The sequence below is a fragment of the Runella sp. genome (genome assembly GCF_027484545.1).
Classification (GTDB): Bacteria; Bacteroidota; Bacteroidia; order Cytophagales; family Spirosomataceae; genus Runella.
The window spans coordinates 1-26,265 of the sequence record NZ_JAIXST010000082.1; the positions used below are offsets into that span (position 1 = coordinate 1).

Consider the following 26,265-nt stretch of genomic DNA (forward strand, 5'->3'; position numbering starts at 1 on the left):
GTGTCATCGGACGGTTTATCCTTGCCCCAATTATCAAAGGCATCTTTGAACGCGTCAAAATCAAAGTTTACGCCTAAAGTTTCGGTAATGGTTTCAGCACGTCGGTAGAATCCGTTAGGAGTTTCGTAAATGTCGCGGTACAACTTTAGGCGTATTTCATCCTTTACCCGATTGTCAAGCTTTTCTCCCTTTTTGGGTAAGTGTTGCCATTGGTCGAGCGTAACTTTTAACCCCGTCGTATAACGACGCTTTACCCGATTGTGAGTAACGACGATTTTAATAATACCCTCATGCTCTAAGGTGGCTCGGGTGTCGAAAAATAGGTTTACGGTTGCCATTTATTGCGGTGTTTTTCTGTGGTGCAAGTAGCCGTTTTTCTGTGGTGCAACTAAATCTACTGGCACCACAACTTGCACCACAAAAATACAGAATCAACGCACAATAACAATAAGAAGCGATAAAATAATTATGGTAATTTACTGATTTACAGGCTATTTAAGTATAAATCAATAAATATCAAAAAGCCAACAAATACCCATAGGATCTGACTCATAATCAGGGGGTCGTAGGATCGTGCCCTACTGGGCCCACATTGAAAATCAAGCACTTAGCAGAAATGTTAAGTGCTTTTTTGTTGGACCTGCACTACATTTTGCACTTGATCCATCCATTATCACTCCCACGCCTGCACTTCCAGCAATTCCTGCCACCGGGTGGTATAACATCGTGATTTATGCTCCTGACGGAGTTGCTATTCTAGTCCAAAGCCCTGTGTAGCCACTTTTACGGTATCTCTGCCCATGGTTCGGTTGAGCGAATCCATGGCTTTCATAGCTTTGGCATCCAATTCCCGTTTTCGCGCATCAAAGAGTGAGATTTGCACTTGATTCTCGGGCACAATCCCCGAAATCATCACACCTGCTTTTTTGTAATTGTAACCGGTTTTGAAAATCAATTCCAACCCACGCAACGCATAGCGGATGATTTCAAAGGTGGAATTGGTGGACGTAGGCAATTGCAACACTTTGGAATTGAAGTATTGAGGCTCGTCTTTGTGGGGATTGGTATACAGAAAAACGTGAATGATGTGAGCGCAGCTTTTTTGTTTTCTTAGCTTTTCGCCTACCCGGGCCACAAAGGTGGCCACCGTTTCCGTAATCACTTTGACATCTTTGGTAGTTCTGCCGAAGGAGCGGGAAACGCAAATTCCTTTTTTTGGGGCAGGTTCATTCTTCAGACTGTAACACATCTCTCCCTGCAACTCACGCAGCATTCGTACTCCCACGACGTGCATTTTCTGACGTATCCATTCTTCTTTGGCATGAGTAAGCTGCAAAGCATTGAAAATTCCGTTTTCATTCAACATTTTGGCGTAACGGTATCCAATGCCCCAAATGTCCTCTACCGGCGTATTGACCAACGCAATTTCAGCATCGGTATCTGAGTCGATTTGATAAATGCCTATAGCCGAACGGTATTTTTTGGCGTAACGATTGGCTACTTTCGCCAAGGTCTTTGTGGGAGCAATGCCAATGGAAACGGGTATGCCGGTGTACTGCTTTACGGTAGCCCTGATTTTTTGAGCCAATTCCTCCAAATTCTCGTAAGGCATATTGTGGAAATCGATGAAGGCTTCATCAATCGAATATACTTCCATGCCGGGCGCCATCTCAGCAATAGTGGCCATCACTCGGTTGGATATATCGCCATACAGGGCGTAATTACTTGAAAATACTTCGACGTTATTTTTGGCAAAAAACTCCTCTTTTTCAAAGGCTAAAGCTCCCATTTTGATATCCAAGGCCTTGGCTTCGTTGGAAAGAGCTATGACGCAGCCGTCATTATTACTCAAAACCACCACGGGTTTTTTCTCTATTTTAGCGTTGAAGGTTCGCTTGCAACTGACGTAAAAATTATTGCAATCAATTAACGCGAACATTACTTTTTGGGCTTATTAATAATGAAGGTCACCACGCCCCAAATCTGAAAATCCATTTCTGCCGTTACCAATACTCGGTCATAGGCGGAATGTTCGGGAATCAGCCAAATTTCCTCCTTTTCCTTTCGGAATCGTTTCACGGTATACTCTCCGTTGAGTACGGCAATGATAATGTCATTGTTGGTAACAGTCTTGGAACGATCAACGACCAAAAGTGAACCGTCTACAATGGTTGCTCCTTCCATGCTGTTGCCTTTGACCCTGACGCAAAACGTAGAATGAGGTTTATCCACCATGTATTTTAAGAGGTCCAGTGACAATTCTACATAATCATCGGCAGGAGAAGGGAATCCCGCCTGTACGCAGGAATCATAAAAAGGCAGTATGACCGACGTTTCGGAGGCTTCAATAGCATAGATTTCCAGCCCGTTGGGGCCGTTGGGAAGGTGAAGAGAGAGAGTCATAGTGGTAATCAGGCTTATACGGTTGTCAAATTACCAAAAAGAAGGTATTTGAGGCAAATTAAAAATAAATAAACCTTTTCATAGTAAGCGATTAACTTCATCAATAAAGAACCCCGCAGGCAAAACCAACGGGGTTGCTTAAGGGATAACCTAATGAGAATATTGCTGTATTTACGATTTTACAGAGCGGAAGGTTTATACTGCAATCAAAAATGTGGTTGCAGGACAAATTTTTAGCTTTCCAACAAAAATAGTTTGATGTCGAGGATTCAAAAAATGCAGTACCGCTTCAAAAAAAGCGATAATTGGAAAGTCTAAGGAGGGTAGGGAAAATTCTTAGGATACTTTGCAATAAAGCACCCGCATTAAAAGTTATAGAAAGCCTTTGTTTCGGATAGAATTTCCATTGAGTAAAAAAAATAGGGACGCTGCCAACGAAACAGGCGCTTTCTCAAACGTGCTTATCTTTGATAAAAATAGTTGTTCATACTGATTTTTTATCACGTATTTACGTAGGCAAATCCCTCGCTTTCAATGCCTCCAAAACCGTATGGACTGTCTGTGCCGTTTATTTCACTTATAAACTAAAGGAACAGCACGGGCGGTTTGCGTCATTCCCTCTCAAAAATAAAGAAGTAGATAAAATCGCTTTAGTTTACTTTTAAGGGTACAAACCGACGCATAGTTTGGCGAAAAACGGGTGAATTGAAAATCAATACATTGCTGTTTGACATAAAAAGAAAAACGAGATTTGGAAAAGAAGGTAAGAAAACATAAATTTATAAAACGAAGACACAACTCAGAGTGCGTCAATCACACCTTTTTATTATAAAACAACTCACCTATAAAGCAACGATCTAATTCTAACTGTGGACAATGAATACAATCAAACACAACTTATTACTTGCAGATGACGATACGGACGATTGTATTTTTTTTAAAGAAGTATTGGAGGAATTGGGAATTGATACAACCTTGACCGTCGTAAATGATGGCGTGGAATTGATGCGTTTGTTGTCCAAAAAAACGGACAGCCTTCCTGATGTACTTTTTCTGGATTTGAATATGCCGCGCAAAAATGGGTTTGAATGTTTATTGGAAATTAAATTGAATGATAAACTAAAGCACCTGCCGGTGGTTATATTTTCCACCTCACTTGATATGCAGGTGGTGAATCTGCTTTATGAAAAGGGAGCGCATTATTATATTCGTAAGCCGGGTGAATTTTCTAAACTGAAAAAAGTGATCCATGAGGCACTTACCGTTACTTCTCAAACAAAAGCTGCGCAGCCGGCGAAAGAAAAATTTATTCTTCAACCTTGACCAACGATGAAGGTTCGAAATCTCCATAGTAATAGGCAATTTCTGGCGGGAGGTGGTGAAATGGGTGAACTCACCCGGGCAAAAGATTGGAGCAAAACCCCCGTAGGCGAACCTGGAAACTGGCCTCAAAGCTTACGAACTACGCTCGGCATTGTTTTAAATTCCAAGTTTCCCATGTTTTTGTTTTGGGGACCTGAACTCATTTGTTTTTACAATGATGTCTATCGCCCCAGTTTGGGCGAGAACGGAAAACACCCTACCATTTTGGGGAGGAGGGCCGAAGAAGCCTGGCCGGAAATATGGGCGGCTATTAAGTAAATACGCTATTCATTGTCAGATATTTGCGAATTTAAAGTTCAGAACATTACCTAAATAATTGGGGATTTTCTGCGAAGTCAATTAAACAGCAGTCTATAATTTTGATAATAAAATGAAAATCGGGTTGTTCGGTATTGGTTTGGATACGTATTGGCCTCAGTTTGTAGGCTTAAAAGAACGATTAGAGGGTTATTTGAAGCAGGTAGAGAAAAACCTGTCGGAGCATCATCCGCATATAGTGAACGTCGGATTGGTGGACACACCCGATAAAGCGTTTGAAGCAGGTAAAAAATTCAAAACCGAAGACGTTGATCTTATTTTCCTCTACGTCACTACCTACGCTTTATCTTCTACGGTATTGCCCGTGGTTCAGCGAGCCAAAGTGCCTGTCATTATTCTAAATCTTGCACCCGAAGCATCCATTGATTATCAGTCGTTTAATGCCATGACCGACCGTACCCAAATGACGGGCGAATGGTTGGCGCATTGTTCGGCTTGCCCCGTACCCGAAATCGCAAATGTGTTCAACCGCGTGGGGGTTACCTTTCATCAAATCACGGGAATGCTGCACAAAGACCCCGAATGTTGGAATGAAATTGGAGAGTGGGTGCAGGCGGCCAAAGTAGCGCATACAATGGCTTACAACCGTTTGGGCTGCATGGGGCATTATTACAGCGGAATGCTCGATATTTATTCGGATCTAACCCAACACTACGCTCACTTTGGCGGACACATCGAATTGCTGGAAGTAGAAGAATTAGCCGAATTGAGAAAAGAAGTCAGCAAACAGGAAATGGCCGAAAGGCTCCAACTGTTTTACGAAACCTTTGATATTCAATCGGACTGCCCTATTGAGGATTTAGAAAGTGCCGCAAAAACGTCCGTCGCTTTGGATAGATTGGTCGCCAAGCACAAACTGGGTTCTATGGCTTATTATTACAAAGGGACGGGAAATCTGGAAAATGAAGAGGCGATTGCTTCCATGATTTTGGGAAATTCCTTGCTGACGGCCAACGGCGTTCCGGTGGCGGGAGAGTACGAAATCAAGAATGCGCAAGCCATGAAAATCATGGACAGTTTTGGGGCAGGAGGTTCATTTACCGAATACTATGCCATGGATTTTACGCACGATGTGGTTCTAATGGGACACGATGGCCCGGGACATATTGCCATTGCCGAAGGTAAAACCAAAGTTCGACCGTTGAAAGTGTACCACGGCAAAGTGGGCAAAGGAGTTTCGGTCGAAATGAGCGTAAAAAACGGCCCTGTTACGTTACTTTCAGTTGTGGAAAAGAGGGGAGGCGGATTGATGTTGTTGGTGGCCGAAGGGAAATCAGTAGCGGGGCCAATTTTAGAAATCGGCAACACCAATAGCCGCTACCAATTTCCGATTGGAGCCCGAAAGTTTGTGAATGATTGGAACAGTCACGGCCCGGCGCATCACTGCGCGATTGGAGTAGGGCATATCGGCTCAAAAATCAGGAAATTGGGAGCGTTACTTGCGATGGATGTAGTGAAAGTGTGTTGATGCTCAGTTGGTTTTTGCCGTTTTAATTTCAAAAATTCGGACGCTGTTGGGCGTCATTTCTACTGGAACGCCTTGGGACGCAACTACGCTGATTGTTTGAGGATGATGAAAAATTTCCTTTAACGAATACTGCGCTTGGGCCGACAAACCCATCGTTTCCCAGGCGTGAGTAGGGATTTTTACCGCGGTTTTTGCTCCATTCTGTAAATCAAAATTGCACACAATCAGTAACTTCTGTTTGTCCGAATGGCGTAAATACGTGTACATTTTAGCGTCGTTATAGCCCGCCGCCTGTCCATTGGTGTTGGCATATTGCAAATCATAAAAGGCACCGTTGCGGATGGCATCGCTACCGTTGATAAGTTTATTCAGGTCGGCGTAAAATGTGCGTAATTCTTTTTGTTCCTTATTGAGTTTTCCGCCGTCAAACTTTCCGCCATTCACCCAAGCTTGGTACTCGGGTACGCCCCAATAATCAAACATGGTAGTGCGCCCGTCATCGCCCGAAAATCCCTCGGCTACGGTAGGGGTGACACCCACTTCCTGTCCAAAATAAAGCATCAGCGGCCCTGTATGCAGCGTAGCTGACACGACCATGGCGGGAATGGCGTAAAATGGATTTTTGGCAAAGTACTTGGAGGCAATTCGTTGTTCGTCGTGGTTTTCCAAAAAGCGCACCATTCGATTGGCAAAGTCACCTGATTCATTTTGCCATACGCGAGTAATGTCAGCCGTGTTTCCATGTACTTCCATGAGGCGGCGCAACGAATCATAAAGCCCCACTTTGTCGTAGAGATAGTCAAATTTGCCCTTGAAAAGATAGTTGCTGTATTCGGCGGGATTGTAAATTTCGGCAATAAAAATCGCGGAGGGATGTGCTTTTTTAACTTCCGGAATTACCCAACCCCAAAACTCAAACGGTACCATTTCGGCCATGTCGCACCGAAAACCGTCTACCCCTTTGTTGGCCCAATAGAGCAAAATGTCACGCATTTTGAGCCAAGTGCTTGGGATAGGGGCAAAGTGAGGCGTACGCCCGTTTTGGTAGTCCACCCCGTAATTGAGTTTAATGGTTTCAAACCAGTCATTGATACTCGGTTTGGCCGAAAAAACGTCGTTCCCTGTGGCTTTGGCAGGAAATTCTTCGTAAGGAAACGTCGAAATGCCGGGCGGAATGGGTACGTTGTCGGGCACGAGGAACTTGCGCTGTGGCAGGTAATAAAAATTATTTTGAGGGTGAAAAGCCTCATCGGTATGGTCGCCTTCGCCAAAATCCTTAACGTCTTTAGGTTTCTGATCCGATTTGTACTGACGGGCTACGTGATTGGGAACAAAATCAATGATTACTTTCAAATTGGCTTTGTGAGAACGGGCCACGAGCGCCTCAAATTCAGCCATCCGATTCCGAACATCCACGGCCAAATCGGGATTGACATCGTAATAATCCTTGATGGCGTAGGGCGAACCCGCAATGCCTTTTACCACGTACGGATTGTCTTTGGGAATGCCGTAAGCAGAATAGTCGGTCATGGTAGCGTGTTCAATCACACCCGTATACCACACGTGCGAAATGCCAAACTTTTTGAGTGAAGCAAGTGCTTTGTCGGTAATGTCGTTAAACTTTCCTACGCCGTTTTCGTCGCGGGTTCCGTAAAATTTGTTGGTGGTATTCAGGTTGCCAAAGAGGCGCGTATAAATTTGATAAAGGACAATTTTGTCTGATTGGGGTGGGTTCATACGGGGCTTTATTTTGGATGAAGGCTGGGCCAGGACACTTATATAGAATAAGTTGACTGCTAACCACATAGCAGAATTAAGGTAAGGTTTCATCAAGGTTGGGTTAAAAATCAGTAAACGCCTTCGTCTTGAAGTAGTTTTTCAATGTTAAGAAAGAGTCCGTCAATCAGTAAAAAATCATCTGACCAATTAAGAATTTGCCAAGGTTGATTCTGACGGGCTACAACTGCCTTTTTCATTTTAGTAGTTACCCAAAATACAGTTTCGACTCCAAAATCAAGCAATTGTTGCGTTTTATCTATGATAAAATCCATTTCATTGGTTCCTTCGGGAAGTTCTATTTTTATGTCAACTTCTCCTACTAAAATCGGCGCAACACTAAAATAATTTTCGGAAAACAAATCAGGCACATCTGCTTTTCGATATACTGCTATGTCGTTCGCCATGTTTTTGCGCTTGGCCAAATGAAGGCCTGATTCTCCACCTACAACCCAGTACGTTGAACGATTAAGGTGTTCGCGCAGATAAAACATGATCAAGGATACCAATAACGATTGCAGAACACTACTGCCCATAATTTCTTCGGAAGATTTTTGTTGGGTTAGAACAGCTTTATAGCCTTGATAATAAAAACGTTTACCCTCCCATTCCTCCCGAAGGAGTCGCTCAGAAACGGTACGTTTTCGACGGTTGTCTGGTTGATTGAGGACAGTCATTATAGATTCTTTTTTCAAAAATACGCGGATTAGCCCATATTTGCAATATGCAATCACCCTCTCTGCTACGCCGTGTGCTTCTTCTCAGTACCGTTCATCCCGCTACTGACCCGCGGATTGTGGGTAAAATTGCACCCAATTTGGCAAAACATTACGAAGTGAAGATTCTTTTGCCCAGCCAACCGCCTTCGCTTGAGTTGTGGGACGTCCGAATGCCGTTTTTTAAAAACCTGCTTTTTCGGGTTTTGCTGTGTCATCCGCTGGCCTTCGCTGAATTTCTTCGTTTTCGACCTCATATTGTACACATTTTTGTGGCTGAGTTGTTGCCTTTGGCCTTTGTATTTCGTTGGTTTGGGGCAGAGGTAATCTATGAAGTGCAGGAAAATCTCTACAAAAAAATTCCGCTCAAATCGTATAATCGAGGTTGGTTGTTTGAGCGATTGTTTCGTTTTTTTGACCAAAAAGCACGCCGCACGTTCAAGTTTATCTTTACGGAAGATGCTTATTTGACCGAATACCAAAACTTGGAAAAATCGTACGCCGTCATTCACAATTTTGCGTCGCTTGAGTTGCTTTCGATTCCTTCCCCCGTTCCTGATGGTCAGCATCCGACCTTTTTTTACGCGGGAGTAATCAGTTACGAACGCGCCTTTGACACGATGTTGAAAGCACTGGTTCTTGTCAAAGAAAAATACCCTGCTGTTCGCCTTCGATTGTTTGGTCACCTTCGCCTTCCAAAAAAGAATCTGCACGAATCGCTGTATTACCAAGCGGTCAAAGAAAATTTGGTTTTTTACGGGTATTTGCCTCAAAAAGAGGTTTTTGAGTATACGAGAAATGCCTTGGCAGGAATTGCCTTACTCAAACCCGTCGGCGACTATGCGGATTCCTATCCTACCAAATTGTTTGATTACATGGCGTTGGGATTGCCCGTTATCACGTCCGATCTTCCCCTATTGCGTGCGGTAGTGGAACCTGTAAATTGCGGTTTTTGCGTCTCTCCTTACGATGCAGAAGCATTGGCTGAACGGATGATTTGGATGATTGAACATTCGGAACGGTTGAAAGAAATGGGAGAGGATGGAAGAAGGGCTGTATTGGAAAAGTACCATTGGGAGGAAGGTAAATTACTTGACATATATGATGCCTGAGTAAGAACACACTGCCCATTATTTATTTCGACATCGGTCGCTGCAATATTTCACTTCGTCCCATACTTTTTCCCATTTTTTGCGCCACGTAAAGGACCTTCCGCAGACAACGCAGATTTTTTGAGGGAGATGTTCTTTTTTGACGTTTTTCATACCTTCTTTAAACGATAATGAGCCCTTCCTGTGCCTCTCCAAAAACACTGTGTTGTTGATTCATAAAACGATAGCCCGAAATCCACGCCAATAAGGCATCAAATTGATGTTGGTTTTGGGGGTATTTATCAAATCTAAGAACAGGGAAATTTTCTGTCAAAATACCGCAAAGTCGTTCCATTTCTGCAATAGATAATTTTTTGTGATACTCGGCGGGGAACAATCGTTGGGCAATGGCTTTAGGATACACCTCGTAGGTTTCAACGTTCGCTTTTTCTTTTAACCGCTGTTTCAGTTCCATGGCTCTGGCGGTTAAACCACCCAAAAATAGAGGCGACATGGCTTTGAGTGCCACATCGCATTGTCGATAATGATAATTGAAAAAACCTGCTCTTGCCTGATAGACCGCGGGCAAGGACAGCGGAGCGTCCAGAAAGATGGTATTAATGGGGCCGACGTCAGATGTCGATTCGTTTAAAACTGACTGACGACCGGCAATCCAGTTAAAGATAAACAAATCCGCGTCTTTTTTGTCGGCATCGTAAAAGTAAATTACTTGACCGTCGTGGTAACAAATGACGGTATTGCCCGAAGTTTTGGAGCCGTAGTCAATTCCAACAAAAGAAGGGATCATCAGCGTTTCGCGATTTTATTGAGACTGATGCTACGTTGCTGCGAACAATGAAACCTCTCTACGGTGTTGTCGCGTAACGATTTGTGTTTGGTAGTTCGTCCGTTCATGCGTTTGCGCCACATTTCAAAACTGCTTCGTTTCATTTGCGACCGCATAAGAGCAATCACTTCTTTTTCGGGAAGCCCAAACTGGGTTTCTATGGCCTCAAAAGGCGTACGGTCTTCCCACGCCATTTGCAAAATACGGTCAATGTCTTGGTCAGATAGATTCATTGTGTTCAAAATCATTTGTACCTTTTAACACGTTTGAGAAGGATTTGTTTTTGGAAAACCCGAATTTAATGAAAGAAATGCGTAAGACAGCGCCCATGGAAGGCTTGTATAAATCTGCTGAAAAAAGAGTTGAAATCTATCAATATCCTGTCTTTTTGATACGTTTTATAATGACTGACGTTACCCCGTTCGAGTGTGGTCATTTGCTGTCAATTTGCCTGAATAAAATATTGTAGCGCGATATTTGTTATTAAACTACTGACAAAAAGCTAACTTTGCGAAAAAACGAAGGCTATGGGCGCGATATTGGTAAAACCTGCTAACGAAGAAGAGTATCGTTTGGTAACGCAATTATTAAAAAAGATGCGGGTAAAAAGTGAATTTGTCACTGATGAAGACATGGAAGACGTAAAAGCATACGATAGAGCAATGCTCGGAATGGTAAAAGAACCGGAAACATTTCTTCCTGCTGAGCAGATTTTTGAGCAAATTGAAGCCAAACGTAAAAAGAGAAAATGATGTCATATCAAGTTCTCGTCAGTAAAAAAGTAGCAAAACAAATTGAAAAAATTCCTGACCCGGATTATACTCGAATCAAAAAATCCATTCTTGATTTAGGGATAAATCCCCGCCCTGCCGGGTGTAAAAAGCTGGAAGGAAGAGAGGGTTATAGAATCAGGCAGGGTAATTACCGAATTATCTACGACATCCAAGAAAGAATTAAAATCGTTGCTATCCTGGACGTAGGTAATCGTAAAGAGATTTATTAAACAAAAGAAACACAGTATTTTAAAATGATAAAATTCCTCACTAAAAGTTTTACAGGGCTGTTTGGCACGAAATCTGACCGAGATTTCAAAGAATTGGCCCCTTACGTAGAAATGGTAAATACTGAATTTGCCAAACTGCGCAACCTCAGCCACGACGACCTACGCAACGCGACTCAAGAACTCCGCACCTTTATTGCCAAGGAGTTAAAACCCATAGATGACCAAATTGCCTCTTTTCGTCTGCAAGTCGATGAAAATGTGGACATGGACGTTGATGCGAAAGAAGAAATCTTCAAGAAAATTGATGCGCTGGGAACGGAGCGCGATGCGGAATTGGAAAAGGTGCTGCTGAAAATATTACCTACGGCTTTTGCCATCGTTAAAGAAACAGCACGTCGTTTTACCGAAAATCAAAGCATCGAAGTAACGGCCAGTTTTATAGATCACGAACTCGCCGTCAAGAAAAATCACATTACGATTGAGGGCGATAAAGCGATTTGGAGTACGACTTGGGACGTAGCCGGACACCCTATCAAATGGAACATGGTCCACTATGATGTTCAAATCATTGGGGGGACGGTGTTGCACCAAGGGAAAATTTCCGAAATGGCAACGGGAGAAGGTAAAACGCTGGTAGCAACGCTTCCTGCATTTTTGAACGCATTGGCGGGTCAAGGGGTACACATTGTAACGGTGAACGATTACCTCGCACGTCGCGATAGTGAGTGGAATGGTCCTCTTTTTGAGTTTCACGGCCTGCGTGTAGATTGCATTGACCGCCACCAACCCAATACATTTGCCCGTCGACAGGCGTATTTGGCTGATATTACGTACGGAACTAACAACGAATTCGGCTTTGATTATCTGCGCGACAACATGGCGCACACTCCCGAAGAACTTGTTCAGCGCAAACACCATTTTGCGATGGTGGATGAGGTTGACTCCGTGTTGATTGACGATGCCCGTACTCCGTTGATTATCAGTGGTCCGGTGCCGCGCGGCGATGAGCAGGATTTTGCCGAATTGAAACCCCGTGTTTCCCGCATTGTGGAAGCTCAAAAACGTTTGGTAACTGACTTGCTCAACGAAGCCAAACGGAAAATTGCGGCAGGAGATAAAAAAGAAGGCGGATTGGCTATTTTTCGTGCTCACCGAGGTTTCCCTAAATACAAACCCGTTATCAAATTTTTGAGCGAAACAGGCATAAAAACCCTGATGCAGGAGACGGAGAAAATCTATTTGGCAGAAAACCAAAAATTGATGCCTCAAGCCGACGCACCGTTGTTATTTACCATTGAAGAGAAAAATAATAGCATTGAGTTGACCGAAAAAGGGTTAGATTATATCACAGGTGAAGGTGAAGATCCTACGTTCTTTGTATTGCCTGATTTATCCATTGATCTTAACGCTATTGACCAAGATACCGAACTTACCGATCAGCAAAAACTACTGCGTAAAGACGAAATCATTCGTGATTATTCCATCAAAACGCAGCGGGTTCACACGGTTCAGCAATTGTTGAAAGCCTATTCGCTTTTTGAGCGCGACGTGGATTACGTGCTCATGGACGGAAAAGTAAAAATCGTAGATGAGCAAACGGGCCGTATCATGGAAGGTCGCCGTTGGTCAGATGGATTGCACCAAGCCGTTGAAGCAAAGGAAAACGTAAAAGTCGAGGATGCTACGCAAACTTACGCTACGGTTACTTTGCAAAATTACTTCCGTATGTATCACAAATTATGTGGTATGACGGGTACGGCCCAAACCGAAGCGGGCGAATTCTGGACCATCTATAAATTGGATGTGGTGAGTATTCCTACCAATATCCCGGTGGTAAGAAAAGACGAAGAAGACAAAGTATATCGTTCGGTGCGTGAAAAGTACAACGCCGTAGTAGACGAAATTGTGGATTTGGTAGGTAAAGGTCGCCCCGTGTTGGTGGGTACAACTTCCGTTGAAAACTCGGAGTTGTTGAGTCGGATGCTTACGTTACGGAAGATTCCGCACCAGGTATTGAACGCCAAGCAACACCAAAAAGAAGCCGAAATCGTTTCCGAAGCCGGTAAACCCGGTACAGTGACGATTGCGACCAACATGGCAGGTCGCGGTACGGACATTAAACTGACTCCTGATTCAAAATCGGCGGGAGGTTTGGCGATTGTCGGTACGGAGCGCCACGAAAGCCGTCGCGTTGACCGTCAGTTGCGCGGTCGGGCGGGTCGTCAGGGAGACCCGGGAACGACTCAGTTTTTTGTGTCATTGGAAGATGGCCTGATGCGGATGTTCGGTTCTGACCGTATTGCGGGGGTAATGGACCGGATGGGCTTGGAAGAAGGCGAAGTGATTCAGCACTCCATGGTGTCAAAATCCATCGAACGGGCGCAGAAAAAAGTCGAAGAAAACAACTTCGGCACTCGGAAACGCCTGCTTGAATACGACGACGTAATGAACATGCAGCGTGAAAATATCTACAAACGCCGCCGTAATGCCCTTTTTGGGGATCGTTTGGCGATTGATATTGCGGATACTTTGTATGACGTTTGTAATGAAGTAGTGACCAACACCGAAGGCAATTACGAAGAACTTGAGTTGGCGGCCATCACTAATTTTGGTATCGAGCCTCCTTACAGTCGTGAGGAATATGGTAAATTGAAACCCGAACAACGCGCTCAGCGATTGTACAATGGGGCGGAAGATCATTATGTAGCAAAAAATAAATTCATTTCTGAAAATGTAGTACCGGTGTTGAAGCAAATTTCAGAAGAGCGCGGTGCGACGGTTCAGGAAATTGTGATTCCATTTACGGATGGATTGAAAGGCACTCAAATCGGGGTTAATTTGCAGAAAGCAATAGATACCAACGGTCGGGAAATCGTTCGTGAAATGGAAAAATTTGTGGTGCTTTCGCTGATTGACCAAGAGTGGAAAGAACACCTTCGCGATATGGATGATTTGAAACAGTCGGTACAAAATGCGGCTTACGAGCAAAAAGACCCGTTGTTGATTTATAAATTTGAGTCGGTTGAGTTGTTTAAGAAATTGATGACCAAAGTGAACTTTGAAACCGTTAGCTTTTTAATGAAAGCGCACATTCCGCAGGAAGAAACGCCTCAACAACCACAGCCGAAGCGGCCGACACGTCGTCCTGAGCCACAACTTCAGACCAATCGCCACGAGGACGACTATGACGAGCCAACCAACGCCGGACCGAATGCCTACGCGGCACGTCAGGCTGAAAAAACAGCTCCCGTTCGGGCCATCAAAATCGCTGACCGCAACCAAAAAGTAACGGTGCAGTACCGCGACGGACGGGTGGTGAAGGATGTGAAATACAAAAAAGTAGAACACGAAGTAGAACGCGGCGACTGCGTCGTTATCGCTTAAAACCTAAAGAGCCCCGACTGACATCGGGGCCCTTTTTATTCTAAATCATAAGTTGGCTAAGTGATTAGCTGTGTTATTAGTCAGGAATCTTCCTTAAATTTGTTGGAAATAATGGTGCTATGACAACGATAACTTTAGAAGTACAAGACAAAAAGCTCAAATTCTTCAAAGACCTCATTAAACATTTATCCTTTGTAAAAATAAAAGAGGAGCATCTCGACGAAGATACCGATGAGCAAGTGATTGAGAACATTCGGCAAGGCATCAAAGAAATGCGACTTGTTGAGCAAGGGAAGGCAAAAAGCCGCCCCGCTCGTGAATTTCTGGATGAATTATGAGCTATCAGGTTGCAACGATTGAGCATTTTGAACGAGAAGCCAAAAGACTCAAAAAGAAATTTCATTCTCTCAAAGATGAAATTAATCAACTCATTGATGATTTAGAAGAAAATCCATTCCTTGGGTCAGCCTTACCAAATGGTTTTTACAAGATTCGTCTTTCAATTCGTTCAAAAGGCAAGGGGAAAAGAGGAGGAGCAAGGGTGATTACGTATGTAAAAGTTATTAATGAAACGGTTTATCTTGTTTCCACTTATGACAAATCCGAGCAATCAGATATTACTGATACCGAACTAAACAGATTGTTTTCGGAAATCCCTTCTGAATAAATCTTACTGTAAGAAAAAAAAATAAAAAATATTTGTGACTTATGATTTTACTCGCGTCTTAACCATAGAGTTTTTCATAACGTTGAGTAAAAGCTGAAAATCCGAGCGGGAATCCCACTCGGATTTTTTTTTTGCCCATAAACCGGTAATATTGTCCTATTGAAAAAATTAAGCTCTTTCAGAACGAAAAAATAGTGAACATGAAGTTTCTGCACCTCTTTGTATTGCTTTTCTGCTGCCAATTTGCTGCCTACGCCCAAAAATACATTTATACCCACGATGACACCCTGCGCGGCAGCATTACCAAAGAACGCGCTTGGTGGGATTTGCAATTTTATCATTTGAACGTGAAAGTCAATCCCGCCGACAGTACCATCGCAGGAAGCGTCACGGTGCGTTATAAAGTGTTGCAACCCAATCAAACCTTACAAATTGATTTACAACGACCGCTCACGATTTCTAAAATTACCCAAGACGGTCAGGAAGTCACTTTTCGTCGCGACGGCGATGCGTTTTTTGTGAATCTGGTCAAAAAACAAGTTTCTCAAGCGCAGGAATCCATTATCGTTTACTACGGTGGTCGGCCACGAAGTGCCAAACGAGCGCCTTGGGATGGCGGTTTTTCGTGGAAACGGGATAAAAATGGCCAACCTTTTGTAGCTACTTCTTGTCAGGGATTGGGTTCCAGTGTGTGGTGGCCCTGCAAAGACCACATGTACGACGAGCCCGACAGCGCAAATATTAGCATTACCGTTCCTAAACCCTTGATGGATGTTTCCAACGGACGTTTGAAAAGCATTACCGAAAATGCTGACAACACCCGCACGTTTAATTGGTACGTGCAAAATCCCGTCAATAACTATGGCATCAATATCAACATTGGAAATTATGAAACTTGGGCAGAAACGTTTGAGGGGGAAAAAGGAAAATTAGACTTGTCGTACTACGTGTTAGCGGAAAATATAGACAAAGCCAAAACGCAGTTCCAGCAGGTAAAATCTATGATGAAGGCATTTGAACACTGGTTTGGTCCGTATCCTTTCTACGAAGACGGTTATAAATTAGTGGAAGTGCCGTACTTGGGGATGGAACACCAAAGCTCGGTCACCTACGGCAATGGCTACCAAAATGGGTATTTGGGCCGCGATTTATCGGCTACGGGTTGGGGGTTGAAATGGGACTTTATCATTGTTCACGAGTCGGGGCACGAGTGGTTTGCCAATAATATCACCTACAAAGACATGGCTGATATGTGGATTCATGAGAGTTTTACCAACTACTCCGAATGCCTGTATACGGAATATTACTACGGTAAGGAAGCGGGTGCGGCATACGTGATTGGATGTCGCAAATTGATTCGTAACGACAAGCCCATTATCGGGGTGTATGATGTCAATCGTAGCGGCTCGGGCGATATGTACTACAAAGGCGGTAATATGCTCCATACCATTCGTCTGATTGTCAATGACGACGAAAAATGGCGCGGTATTTTGCGGGGCTTGAACCAAACTTTTTACCATCAAACAGTGACGACCAAACAGATTGAAGATTATATGAGCCAACAGGCAGGTATTAATCTTTCAAAAGTGTTTGATCAATACCTCCGCGATGCCCGACTGCCGATGTTGGAATATTCCGTAGAGGGTAAAAAACTTCGTTATCGTTGGACCAACACCATAGCCGGTTTTGATATGCCCTTTAAGTTTAAAATTGGTGGAGACGATTGGAAAGTAGTCTATCCAACAACAGACTGGAAAGAGGTGAAAGTAAAAAAAGGCGCAACGGTAGAATTGGATTCTAATTTTTACGTAGAAACAAAAAAACTATAGTGAACCACCCTTGTTAGAACTTATGGATATCCATTATTTTCCTCAATTTGAAAATAAAAACCCTGTTTTTTCCATCCTCATTCCCACTTGGAACAATCTTCCTTTTGTAAAGCTTTGCGTTGAAAGTATCCTGAAAAACTCATTTTATTCCCATCAAATTGTTTTGCATATCAATGATGGCTCCGATGGGACGTTGGATTGGGTCAAACAGCAGGGCATTGATTATACGTATTCTGCCCAAAATTTGGGTATTTGTTTGGCGTGTAATGCCACTTTCAGTTTGACAAAAGCGGATTACATTGTCTACATCAACGACGACATGTACGTGTGTCCGGATTGGGATAAAAAATTGGTTGCTGCCATTCAGGAATACGGAAAGGACGATTTTTACTTTTCGGCCACGATGATTGAGCGGGAAGGAGAATCGGGAGGATGCGTTTCGGCTCCGCACAATTACGGCGACAGCGTGCAAAATTTTCGGGAAAAAGAATTGCTCCAAGATTTGCCCAAACTAACGATTCCTGATTGGCAGGGAGCCAATTATCCACCCAGCATTATGCACCGCCGACTCTGGAATCTGATTGGCGGATTCAGCATTGAATTTAGCCCTGGTATGTATTCCGACCCTGATATTTGCCGGAAATTGTGGGCTGTCGGTGTACGAAATTTCAGAGGCGTGGGAGATAGTTTAGTGTATCATTTTATGTCCAAAAGCATTGGAAGAATCAAGAAAAACGACGGCAAAAAGCAATTCTTTCAGAAATGGGGCATCTCCTCGCGTACTTTTTTTGACTTCTATTTGCAATTTTATACCCATAACAAAGACAGCGCCTACAAAGGTATTTTAGGCGAGCCCGATGAAAGTTCGGCGTTTCAATTGAAACGGATTCGGGATAAAATCAAATACTGGTTTTAATCAGAAACATACGACCCGTCTCCTCGATGTCCTGTGCTGTTAAATCCCTGCTGGTCAAAAAGCGTTGGATTACAAATGAACGCTTTGAGTTGTCCGCGCAACACCTGATGCGTCAAAACCTCATCGGCGGCTGAGTAAATCGGAGTTTGAGCTTCAATGAGTTTTTGGGCTGCCGACCGCGTAAGCGCGTAGGCATGGGTGCAGTCGTGCAAGCCGGCAACACGCAGATTGACTGAATAAGGCTTTGGGAATAGATTGTTTACTTCTCGGCAAGAAAGCCAATTGTAGGCTTTAAAAGTAGCCAATAATTTATAAAATTGCCGTTTTTGCCAGTGTTTGCGCGAAATCTCCCCATTTTTCAAAAATCCTAAATAGACCAATTCCCAATCGTCCGGAAGTTGCTGCAAGGTATCAGGCAACAGGGTAAGCGTGGAAAAATCAGGTTCTACATCATCTTCAAACACCAACACTCGGTCTAAGCCTTCAGCGAGCATTTTTTCGTAAATAGTACGGTGTGACCATGCACAGGCGACTTCTCCCGTTGCGAGTTTCTTTACTCCGATTAATCTGGAAGGATACGCGTTTTTATTTCGCGGCGACTTCTCCCGTTGCGAGTTTCTTTACTCCGTATCGGTTGAATTTCAGGGCTTTTTTTTCGTCGTAAATTCCCTGAAGAATGACCTCTTCCAGCGAAAAATCCTGTTTATCCTTTGCCCAGAAAATTTCATAATTCAACCCCTTGAGGTGCTCTTTCAGGATAGCGTGGCGGTCGGTGGCTCTTTGTAGGGAGACCACAAAGATTTTGTCGAAGTAAGCGTTCAAAAACGCGTAAGGAGTTTCCATACTTAACTAATAATAAAGTGTGAGGTTGGAAAAATCTACAATCTTCTATTAATAAGCCAAGAAATGGTGTTTAACGAGCCGCAAGGCTATTTTTTGTGACTGTTGTAGCGAAATATATGAATTTTTTTAGTGATTAAAATAAAAAGCGGTTATAAAAAACCGGGAGTTTTGTCATCCAATAGGGTAGAATCGGCGACGTTGCCGGTGCGCGGAGCACCTGCTTCAATCCACCGTCTTACAAACTCAATTTGCCCTTTATAGGGCGATTTTCCGTTGAAGGGCATGGGACTTCCGTAACTTTTGCCACTGTGGTGGAAATTGGGGTCCCAATTCAGTTTGTGGTAAAATAAACTTTGGAGGGAGAAATAGGGAAGCACTCGTTTCAATTTGTCGTCGAGCGCATTTTGATTTTTTGGGTCTTTGTTTATCAAATAATCGTATGATTTTCCCGCTGCCAATACCAACCCATGCTGACTGAAGGAACTTTCCTGCTCGGAGGCGTGACAACCGGCCGTAGCGCAGGTAGGGGTGAGGATTCGTTCCTGTATCAAATCAAATGAAGCTCTTTCAATGGGTTTAGTGACTTCTTCTTTTTTTTGGCAGGCGTTAGTGAGTAATCCTAAAATACCTGTCAGTAGAAGTAAATAATTGATTTTCATAGTAAATATGAGTTGAATAGCTGCCGATTTCTTACCTGAAACTTTAACGAGAATACGCGTTGACTTGTTGCAACAACCTATTTCTGCGTAGTGAGCCACACACCCACCAATACCATTGTTCCTCCCACAACGGTGGTCCAGGTCAGTTCTTCTCCCAACAAGGTTACGGCGATGAGTGCGGCAAAAACAGGAGTTAAGTTGCCAACGACAGCGGCTTTGGTAGCGCCGATTTTTTGCACGGCTTCGTAGTACCAAATGAACCCCAGAGCAGTGGCGGTAGAGCCCATATAGACAACGGCTGTCAATGATTTCCACGAAACATTCGACAATTGCGTTGCCAATCCCTGTTGAAGGGCGGGAATAAGCAATAAAGCAGCTCCAATCAAAGCAGAATAAGCGCTCAACGACAACGCAGGCATAGTGCGTAAAGCGACCTTTCCCAAGAGGGTATAAACGGTCCAGCTAAGTACACAACCCATGATGAGTACTTCGCCAAGTCCCCAGGTATTGCCTGATAGGAAAGTCGAAAAACTCCCGTGGGTTAGTACGGTGGCAGCGCCGATGATGGAGACAAAAATGCCAATCCATTTGATGAAGGTGACTTTTTCCTGGAAAAAAATCAGGTTGCCCAGCGTAACTAAAATCGGTATGAACGCAATGACCAATGACGCTCGGACGGTAGGTAAATACCGAATGCCCGTAAAAAAGAAGACGTTGTACAGAAACACCCCTGTGACGGCAGAGGCCAACACCAGCCACCATTGCGGTTTAGTAAGTGTAGGAAGCATACCGTTGGTGCGGTACAAAACCAACATCAATATCAAAGTACCTACCAAAAAGCGCAGAAACGAAATGGAATAAGGGCCTAAGGATTCTACGGCAAATTTTCCTGCTGCAAAATTGGTTCCCCAGAAAAAAACAGTGGCAATGAGTTTTAGGTAAGTAAGGCGCATAAAGTGAGAGTTGAGAAGGGTTGCTTATGAATACAAAAAGAATCGCTGCCTGAAAGTTCAAACAGCGATTACTAAAAATTGAGTACAGACTACTGAAAAATATTTTTACGTATTGCGTAATTAGTATTGGGTATTGAGATTGATAATTTATTTACAAGCAGAAAGAGAAATAAAGCCCCAATACTCAATTGATTATTTCATTAATTCTTTACGTTTGGCGCGACTGCTGTAAATCCATTCATAGACCGTTGGCAAAATCAAAAGGGAGAGTAAGGTAGCTGTAATTAAGCCTCCAATGACCACAATGGCCAGCGGTTTTTGAGTTTCTGAACCAATCCCCGTCGAAATTGCTGCAGGTAACAGTCCCAGAGAAGCCATCAGTGCGGTCATCACAATGGGGCGCAACATGGATTTGGATCCTTCTTTGATGGCCTCAATGAGCGGCATATCTGCTTTTAAGTTTTTATGATAATTATTGATCAGAATGACGCCGTTTTGGGTGGCAATTCCAAAGAGCGCTATAAAACCTACCCCAGCGGAGATACTGAAATTGACTCCCGTCAGTAAAAGGGCCGCAATTCCACCGATAAGTGCGAAAGGTACATTGAGCAATACTAACACAGAATCTAAGGCGTTGCCGAAGGATACGAACAAGATGAAGAAAATCAGAATCAAACTAATAGGAAGCACAGTTGCTAAGCGATTTTGGGCGCGTTCCTGGTTTTCAAATTCGCCGTTCCATTTCATAACCCTTAGGCAGTTTTACGACTGCGTTGACCTTTTGTTGGGCGTCGGCAATGGTACTCCCCAAATCGCGCCCGCGCACCGAGAATTTAGCGGCAATAAAACGGGCATTGTCTTCGCGGTAAATGAAAGCCGGACCCGCTACGTTGCTAATAGTAGCAATTTGTTTGAGTGGAATTTTGCCGCCGTTGAGGGTAGGCACCTGTAAGTTGCCGATTTGTTCGATGGAAGAGCGGAAAGGCTGTTCGTAACGCAGCCTAAGGTCGAATTTTTTCTCCCCTTCGTAGACCTGACTCACGGCTTTGCCCCCAATCGCCATTTCAATCACGGCGTTGGCATCGGCAGCATCAATGCCGTATTGGGCCATTTTGTCGGGATTGAGCGTAATTCGAAGTTCGGGCTGCCCCAAGTTCCGAAACACGCCTAAATCTTCTACGCCTTTCACGGTTTTCAGAACGTTGAACACTTCGGTGATTTTTTTGTCCAAAACAGCCAAATCATCTCCTTGAATCTTTACAGCCATCGAGCCTTTTACGCCCGATACAGCCTCAGCTACGTTGTCGGAAATGGGTTGAGAAAAACCAAAATCAACGCCTCGGAAACCCGCCAGTTTGGCTTGCATTTCGGCTATTAGTTGGTCTTTGGTAATAGCGCGTTTCCATTCGTCGGCAGGGTATAAATCCACGAAGAATTCCTGATTGAAAAAACCGGTGGGGTCAGTACCGTCGTTGGGGCGGCCCGTTTGAGAAATTACCCCACGCACCTCAGGAAATTGCTCAAATACCTGACGAAATTTACGGGTAAAATGATAACTGTCTTCGAGACTGATACTGAGCGGCATACTGGCCCGCACGTAAATAGAACCTTCGTTGAGTTGCGGTAAAAACTCCGAACCCACAAAGTGAAATGCCCCGAGAGCAATTGTTAATGCGGTCACGCCCGTTATCATGGCTCTTTTGGGATGTTTCATCACATGATCCAATAACGGCGCATACCCCTTGTTCAACCAAACAATCAGTGGGTTATGACGTTCCCTGACATTTTTGTTCAGTAAAATGCTGCTCAAAACGGGTACAAACGTCAAGGAGAGCAGCAAGGCTCCCAATAAAGCAAAGCCAATGGTAAAGGCCAGCGGGCTAAACAGTTTTCCTTCAACCTTTTGGAATGCGAAAATGGGTAACAAGGCGGTGATAATGATGAGTTTTGACGTAAAAATGGATTTGCCCATTTCTACGGCCGTTTTCAAAATTCGGCTCAGTTTGGCGCGTTTGTTAAAATTCTCCATGCCCTCCTTTTCTGCCCAATGCGCCAGCATTACAAACAACCCTTCCACCATTACTACCGCCCCATCAATGATGATTCCAAAGTCAATGGTGCCTATGGAAAGTAAGTTGGCGGTCATGCCTTTGGCCCGCATCAAAATAAACGCAAACAGCAATGCCAACGGAATAATCAGGGCGACGGTAACGGTAGTGCGCCAGTCGGCCAAAAAGATGAGCAAAATAACCGTGACCAGTGTGATGCCCAAAGCCACGTTTTCGCCCACGGTGTGCAGGGTGTGGTTATTGAGTTCGGTGCGGTCGTAAAACACCTTAATTTTGACGTCCTGCGGCAAAACTGTGGAATTGAGGTAGGCTGGGCAACACTTCCCCTGAGTTTTCGCCTTTGCGCATCAACACGATTCCTTCTACGGCATCGTCGTGGTCGTCGCGGCCGACAATTCCCAACTGCGGTAAATTAGATTCCTGTACCGTACTGATGTTGGAAATTCGAACGGGTACACCGTTGATGTTTTTTACAATAATCTTTTCAATGTCAGGTACATTTTTGACAATACCTATACCCCGCACTACAAATACCTGCTGCCCTTTGCGCAAAATATCGCCCCCTACGTTGACGTTGGCGCGCTGCAAAGCACCGTACACATCCAAGGCAGTGAGGTTGTATTTGGTGAGCAAATTGGGGTTGACACTTACTTCAAACGCCTTTACTTTTCCGCCAAAACTCACCACATCGGCTACACCCTGTACGGCTTTGAGGTTTTTTTGCACCACCCAATCTTGAAAGGCTTTGAGTTCGGTGACCGATTTGGTTTTGGAAGATAAAGTGTAGCGGTAAATTTCGCCCGTAGGCCCTGCCGGGGGTTGAATTTCGGCATGAACACCTTCGGGTAAATCCACATTTGCCAATTTCTGACTTGCTTCCATGCGGGCGTTAAAATTATCTACGCCGTCTTCAAAAATGATTTTGATAAACGACAAGCCAAACAGATTGACGCTCCGGATGGCCGTACGGCGGCTGATGGAGTTCATTTCCGTCTCAATAGGGATGGAGATGAAACGCTCTATTTCTTCGGCACTGCGGCCCGACCATTGCGTAATGATGACCACTTCAGTGTTGGTCACGTCAGGATAAGCTTCCACGGGCGTATTGTAAAAACTAACGGCCCCGGCTACCACTACCAACAAAGTGATGAAAAAGACAATCCCTTTGTTCTTGAGTGAAAAACCGATGATATTTTTAATTAAGTTGTTCATGGCTTAATCCGTTAATTTGTTGAATAACAACAATGCACCTTCGGTAACTACTCGGTCGCCGTCTTTGAGGTTGGCTTTTATGTAGCTGAATTTTGAGGTGCTCTTTATCACTTCTACCGGGATAGAGGCGTATTTGCCGTTTCCGTTGTCTTTGATAACGAAATACTTATCCTCGCTGAAAATCACCGATTTAGGATTAACGGCCAATAGCCGTTCGGGCTTTTCTACATGCAGTTTTACGGTACAAAACATATCCGGTTTCAGTAATCCGCTGGGGTTGGGTAATACCACCCGTGCCTGTAATACCTTACTGTCGTTGTCTACGACTTGGCTGATGTTATCAATGCGCCCTCGGAATATTTTGCCGGGATAAGCCAACGTCGTAATAGTGACCGTCTGGCCTATCTTTACGGCCTGAATATCAGATTCATAAATATTAATCAACACCCATACATCCGACAAATTGGAAATGGTAAACAGGCTGTTGCCGTTGTCGGAACGAATCTGCATGTTGGGGTTGACGTTGCGTTCCACTACGTAGCCGCTCACGGGAGATTGAACCGTAAACAGGGGCTGACTCGCCGAAGAAGCTCCGCCATACATCTTCAGAACCTGCGAGGAGCGGTCTAATTCAGACGAAGCAATTTCTAATTGTTTACGGGAATTGACTAAATCATTTTCGGACGAAAATTTAGTTTTGTACAATTGTTCCACATTATCGGCATTACGTTTGGCAATGTCGTAGTTGGATTTGGCCGTGTTATATTCTTTCAGGAATTGGCTTACATCGGCGCTTTGTAGTTTGGCCAATACCTGTCCTTTTTTTACGTAAGCACCCAGCTCGGCGTTGACTTCCAACACGTTGCCGCTCACCATGGGGTAGATGCGATCTACCTGCTTTTGGTCAAAAGAAACCTGTCCCGTAAACTGTAACTCTTGTTCGTAATTTCGCAGTTGTACCGAATCGGTGCGGAAAGCGGAATCGGTAACTTTGGTCTTGGGTTCTTCCGCTTTTTTTTCGGATTGACAAGACAGGAGAGCCAGTGTGGGCAATAGAAGTGCCCCGATAAATACCTTGATTTTCATCGTTTTATGGAGTTGAGAATTGCCTTAAAATACGTTGGAATTGGTCGCGTAGTTGAGCTGTTGCCCTGATTGAAAAAGCTGATTGTTCATGTCAATGAGGTTGAGTTGGGCATCTTTGTAAGCCCTTATTTTATCAATGAAACTCACCAGATCAATTACCCGTCGGGTGTAATCTTCGGTGGCATTTTTAGAAATATCCTGAATGCTTTGCAGGTACTCGGGTGTTATTTTTGACTGCAGGCTCACGGCTTGTTAGTAATGCTGATAGGCCGTGAGCACGTCCTGTTCTACCTGCAATCGTCCCAAATTCTGTCCCTGTTTGGCTTGGTCGATACTGAGCCGTGCTGCTTGAATATTGCCCTGGTTTTTGTTGCGAATGGGCAGGTCTATTAACGCCTGGACTCCTACATAATTAGGGAAAGGTCCGCCTACGTGTTGATAATCAGCTCCTAAGGTTAAGTTAGGGGTAGCCAGTGCTTTTTGATAAACAAGGTTTTCTTGGTTGTAAGTAAGTTGTTTATCGGTTATCTGTAAATCAGGCCGGTTGGCGTAGGCTTGGTCGATAAGCTGCGACAAACCTATGAGGTTTTTAAAACCTGATAGGTTTAATTCTTGAACGGGGATAATATACGCAGAGCCGTTTTCCGACAATAGCACCCGCAAGGTAGCTTCATCCTGACTGATTTGTCCCTGCAAGGCAGTTACGTTACTTTCCTGATTTTTCTGTTCCAGTTCCAAACGGGTCACTTCATAAGGAGCAATGACCCCCAATTTGAGTTGTGCCCGAAAGGCGGCCAGCAGCGTTTCCAATTGTTGCCCCTGAAGCTGAAGCAGTTGAAGTTTTTGTTGTTCAGCCGCCAAATTTCCAAATGTTTGCGTGAGCTGGTACCGAATCGTGCGCATTAAGTCCTGAAAAGCAGCCTGTTGCAGCGCTACGTTGGTTTCTGCCAATCGAACCAACTTACTGCGCGTGCTGGTCAGGCTCACGATTTGCTGGATTTGTACGTTGAAAACGCCCGCCGTTGGGTTATACAAGTCAGAATTGTGACCGTAGGGCAGTATTTTTCCGCTGTAACCGTTGTAGAGATTAGTTTCTACAAACAAATTTGGATTGTACCACAATTTGGCTTGCTGTACGGCAGCGTCTGCAATATTGACGTTGTATTTCTGAGCTAATAACGCAAAATTGCGTTGGATAAATTGTTGTTCGGCCTGTGGCAGTGTCAGGCGTAGCGTGTCAGCCTGCGCATAGGTGCAGCAGGGGCTGCCGTAATTCCTACGGCGAGCAGCCATTTTTTGAAGTTCATTCGTCTGTATTTTATTGTTTTGCTTAATGCTCCACATCGACACAACTTGTGTCTCAAAGTACCATAAATCTTAGGCAGTCGGTCACTGCGGCCAGGGTAAGATTTTTAGCCCCTCTATTCTCATGTAAGCTGCGTTATTTGGACTTTTATCTTTTATAGAACAAAGGTGTAGAATGAAGATTAAATCCGTTTAAGAGTCAGATTAAAAGCCTATTAAACAGGTTGAACGCACCTAATAATCTTAATTTAGGGCATAGGTCAAAAATAGCCATATAATTGTTGTTGGTTGTATTTTTGAGGATGGAATGGAAAAAAATATTTGACGAAGTGCCTGA

23 protein-coding genes and 4 pseudogenes are annotated in these 26,265 nt (G+C 44.0%); 11 read left to right on the top strand and 16 right to left on the bottom strand.

What is annotated here, in order from left to right; translation table 11 throughout:
- The 3 genes and pseudogenes from Q0081_RS07495 to Q0081_RS07505 all read right to left on the bottom strand — a co-directional run.
- Positions 1 to 338: pseudogene (locus Q0081_RS07495) on the bottom strand (hypothetical protein); the annotation flags it as partial.
- 335 nt (positions 339 to 673) lie between these two features.
- Positions 674 to 1,939 (bottom strand): annotated as a pseudogene (locus tag Q0081_RS07500) (Y-family DNA polymerase).
- Positions 1,939 to 2,403 (bottom strand): LexA family transcriptional regulator, encoded by a 465-nt coding sequence (locus Q0081_RS07505; protein WP_298350919.1) that lies wholly within the window; start codon positions 2,401 to 2,403, stop codon positions 1,939 to 1,941. The pseudogene Q0081_RS07500 and the gene Q0081_RS07505 overlap by 1 nt, the downstream one beginning before the upstream one ends.
- Positions 2,404 to 3,279: 876 nt before the next feature.
- Between Q0081_RS07505 and Q0081_RS07510 the strand changes: the two genes are divergently transcribed.
- From Q0081_RS07510 to Q0081_RS07520, 3 genes are all read left to right on the top strand, one after another.
- Positions 3,280 to 3,726 (top strand): response regulator, encoded by a 447-nt coding sequence (locus tag Q0081_RS07510; RefSeq protein WP_298350922.1) that lies wholly within the window; start codon positions 3,280 to 3,282, stop codon positions 3,724 to 3,726.
- Positions 3,727 to 3,732: 6 nt separating this feature from the next.
- Positions 3,733 to 4,044 carry a hypothetical protein gene (locus Q0081_RS07515; protein ID WP_298350925.1) on the top strand — a complete coding sequence of 104 codons (312 nt, stop codon included), beginning with the start codon at positions 3,733 to 3,735 and terminating at the stop codon, positions 4,042 to 4,044.
- Positions 4,045 to 4,156: 112 nt separating this feature from the next.
- Complete coding sequence (locus tag Q0081_RS07520) at positions 4,157 to 5,572, top strand: arabinose isomerase (RefSeq protein ID WP_298350927.1); 1,416 nt, start codon at positions 4,157 to 4,159, stop codon at positions 5,570 to 5,572.
- Positions 5,573 to 5,575: 3 nt separating this feature from the next.
- Here Q0081_RS07520 and Q0081_RS07525 read toward each other — a convergent pair whose 3' ends face one another.
- Together Q0081_RS07525 and Q0081_RS07530 are read right to left on the bottom strand one after the other, a co-directional pair.
- Complete coding sequence (locus Q0081_RS07525) at positions 5,576 to 7,309, bottom strand: alpha-amylase family protein (RefSeq protein ID WP_298350930.1); 1,734 nt, start codon at positions 7,307 to 7,309, stop codon at positions 5,576 to 5,578.
- Positions 7,310 to 7,419: 110 nt separating this feature from the next.
- The gene (locus Q0081_RS07530; protein WP_298350933.1) at positions 7,420 to 8,025 is read right to left on the bottom strand and encodes a Uma2 family endonuclease; all 606 of its coding nucleotides are present in this window, start codon (positions 8,023 to 8,025) and stop codon (positions 7,420 to 7,422) included.
- A 47-nt stretch (positions 8,026 to 8,072) separates the two neighbouring features.
- Here Q0081_RS07530 and Q0081_RS07535 point away from each other — a divergent pair, with 47 nt between their 5' ends.
- A complete protein-coding gene (locus Q0081_RS07535) occupies positions 8,073 to 9,176 on the top strand; it encodes a glycosyltransferase (protein WP_298350935.1) in 1,104 nt (367 codons plus the stop codon).
- A gap of 18 nt (positions 9,177 to 9,194) precedes the next feature.
- Here Q0081_RS07535 and Q0081_RS07540 read toward each other — a convergent pair whose 3' ends face one another.
- The 3 genes from Q0081_RS07540 to Q0081_RS07550 are packed head-to-tail and all read right to left on the bottom strand — an operon-like array spanning position 9,195 to position 10,250.
- Positions 9,195 to 9,329, bottom strand: coding sequence for a DUF2256 domain-containing protein (locus Q0081_RS07540; RefSeq protein ID WP_298350938.1), 135 nt, complete (start codon positions 9,327 to 9,329; stop codon positions 9,195 to 9,197).
- Positions 9,330 to 9,336: 7 nt separating this feature from the next.
- Positions 9,337 to 9,963, bottom strand: a complete 627-nt coding sequence (locus tag Q0081_RS07545; protein ID WP_298350941.1) for a hypothetical protein — start codon at positions 9,961 to 9,963, stop codon at positions 9,337 to 9,339.
- The gene (locus Q0081_RS07550; RefSeq protein WP_298350943.1) at positions 9,963 to 10,250 is read right to left on the bottom strand and encodes a TIGR03643 family protein; all 288 of its coding nucleotides are present in this window, start codon (positions 10,248 to 10,250) and stop codon (positions 9,963 to 9,965) included. The genes Q0081_RS07545 and Q0081_RS07550 overlap by 1 nt, the downstream gene beginning before the upstream one ends.
- Before the next feature lie 279 nt (positions 10,251 to 10,529).
- On the opposite strand from Q0081_RS07550, the gene Q0081_RS07555 reads away from it, so the two are divergent.
- From Q0081_RS07555 to Q0081_RS07585, 7 genes are all read left to right on the top strand, one after another.
- Positions 10,530 to 10,754 (top strand): hypothetical protein, encoded by a 225-nt coding sequence (locus tag Q0081_RS07555; RefSeq protein WP_298350945.1) that lies wholly within the window; start codon positions 10,530 to 10,532, stop codon positions 10,752 to 10,754.
- Positions 10,751 to 11,005 (top strand): type II toxin-antitoxin system RelE/ParE family toxin, encoded by a 255-nt coding sequence (locus Q0081_RS07560; RefSeq protein WP_298350947.1) that lies wholly within the window; start codon positions 10,751 to 10,753, stop codon positions 11,003 to 11,005. The genes Q0081_RS07555 and Q0081_RS07560 overlap by 4 nt, the downstream gene beginning before the upstream one ends.
- A 24-nt stretch (positions 11,006 to 11,029) precedes the next feature.
- Positions 11,030 to 14,389, top strand: a complete 3,360-nt coding sequence (secA, locus tag Q0081_RS07565; RefSeq protein ID WP_298350951.1) for a preprotein translocase subunit SecA — start codon at positions 11,030 to 11,032, stop codon at positions 14,387 to 14,389.
- A 119-nt stretch (positions 14,390 to 14,508) separates the two neighbouring features.
- Entirely contained in the window at positions 14,509 to 14,727 is a 219-nt protein-coding gene (locus Q0081_RS07570; protein ID WP_298350954.1) for a hypothetical protein, read from the top strand.
- Positions 14,724 to 15,056 (top strand): type II toxin-antitoxin system RelE/ParE family toxin, encoded by a 333-nt coding sequence (locus Q0081_RS07575; RefSeq protein ID WP_298350957.1) that lies wholly within the window; start codon positions 14,724 to 14,726, stop codon positions 15,054 to 15,056. The genes Q0081_RS07570 and Q0081_RS07575 overlap by 4 nt, the downstream gene beginning before the upstream one ends.
- A gap of 200 nt (positions 15,057 to 15,256) precedes the next feature.
- Complete coding sequence (locus tag Q0081_RS07580; protein WP_298350958.1) at positions 15,257 to 16,885, top strand: M1 family metallopeptidase; 1,629 nt, start codon at positions 15,257 to 15,259, stop codon at positions 16,883 to 16,885.
- A gap of 22 nt (positions 16,886 to 16,907) precedes the next feature.
- Positions 16,908 to 17,801, top strand: coding sequence for a glycosyltransferase family 2 protein (locus tag Q0081_RS07585; RefSeq protein ID WP_298350959.1), 894 nt, complete (start codon positions 16,908 to 16,910; stop codon positions 17,799 to 17,801).
- Here Q0081_RS07585 and Q0081_RS07590 read toward each other — a convergent pair.
- The 8 genes and pseudogenes from Q0081_RS07590 to Q0081_RS07625 form a co-directional block, all read right to left on the bottom strand.
- Positions 17,798 to 18,373 (bottom strand): annotated as a pseudogene (locus tag Q0081_RS07590) (glycosyltransferase family 25 protein); the annotation flags it as partial. The gene Q0081_RS07585 and the pseudogene Q0081_RS07590 sit on opposite strands and share 4 nt — an antisense overlap.
- 13 nt (positions 18,374 to 18,386) lie before the next feature.
- Entirely contained in the window at positions 18,387 to 18,644 is a 258-nt protein-coding gene (locus Q0081_RS07595; protein WP_298350962.1) for a hypothetical protein, read from the bottom strand.
- 149 nt (positions 18,645 to 18,793) lie between these two features.
- Complete coding sequence (locus Q0081_RS07600; protein WP_298350965.1) at positions 18,794 to 19,303, bottom strand: hypothetical protein; 510 nt, start codon at positions 19,301 to 19,303, stop codon at positions 18,794 to 18,796.
- A 77-nt stretch (positions 19,304 to 19,380) separates the two neighbouring features.
- The gene (locus Q0081_RS07605) at positions 19,381 to 20,256 is read right to left on the bottom strand and encodes a DMT family transporter (protein ID WP_298350968.1); all 876 of its coding nucleotides are present in this window, start codon (positions 20,254 to 20,256) and stop codon (positions 19,381 to 19,383) included.
- A gap of 192 nt (positions 20,257 to 20,448) precedes the next feature.
- Positions 20,449 to 23,537: pseudogene (locus Q0081_RS07610) on the bottom strand (efflux RND transporter permease subunit).
- Positions 23,538 to 23,540: 3 nt separating this feature from the next.
- On the bottom strand, positions 23,541 to 24,623 hold the full coding sequence (locus tag Q0081_RS07615) for an efflux RND transporter periplasmic adaptor subunit (protein WP_298350971.1): 1,083 nt from the start codon (positions 24,621 to 24,623) through the stop codon (positions 23,541 to 23,543).
- 24 nt (positions 24,624 to 24,647) lie between these two features.
- Positions 24,648 to 24,869 (bottom strand): hypothetical protein, encoded by a 222-nt coding sequence (locus Q0081_RS07620; RefSeq protein ID WP_298350973.1) that lies wholly within the window; start codon positions 24,867 to 24,869, stop codon positions 24,648 to 24,650.
- Positions 24,870 to 24,875: 6 nt separating this feature from the next.
- Positions 24,876 to 25,916 (bottom strand): TolC family protein, encoded by a 1,041-nt coding sequence (locus tag Q0081_RS07625; protein ID WP_298350976.1) that lies wholly within the window; start codon positions 25,914 to 25,916, stop codon positions 24,876 to 24,878.
- Between the last annotated feature and the right edge of the window lie 349 nt (positions 25,917 to 26,265).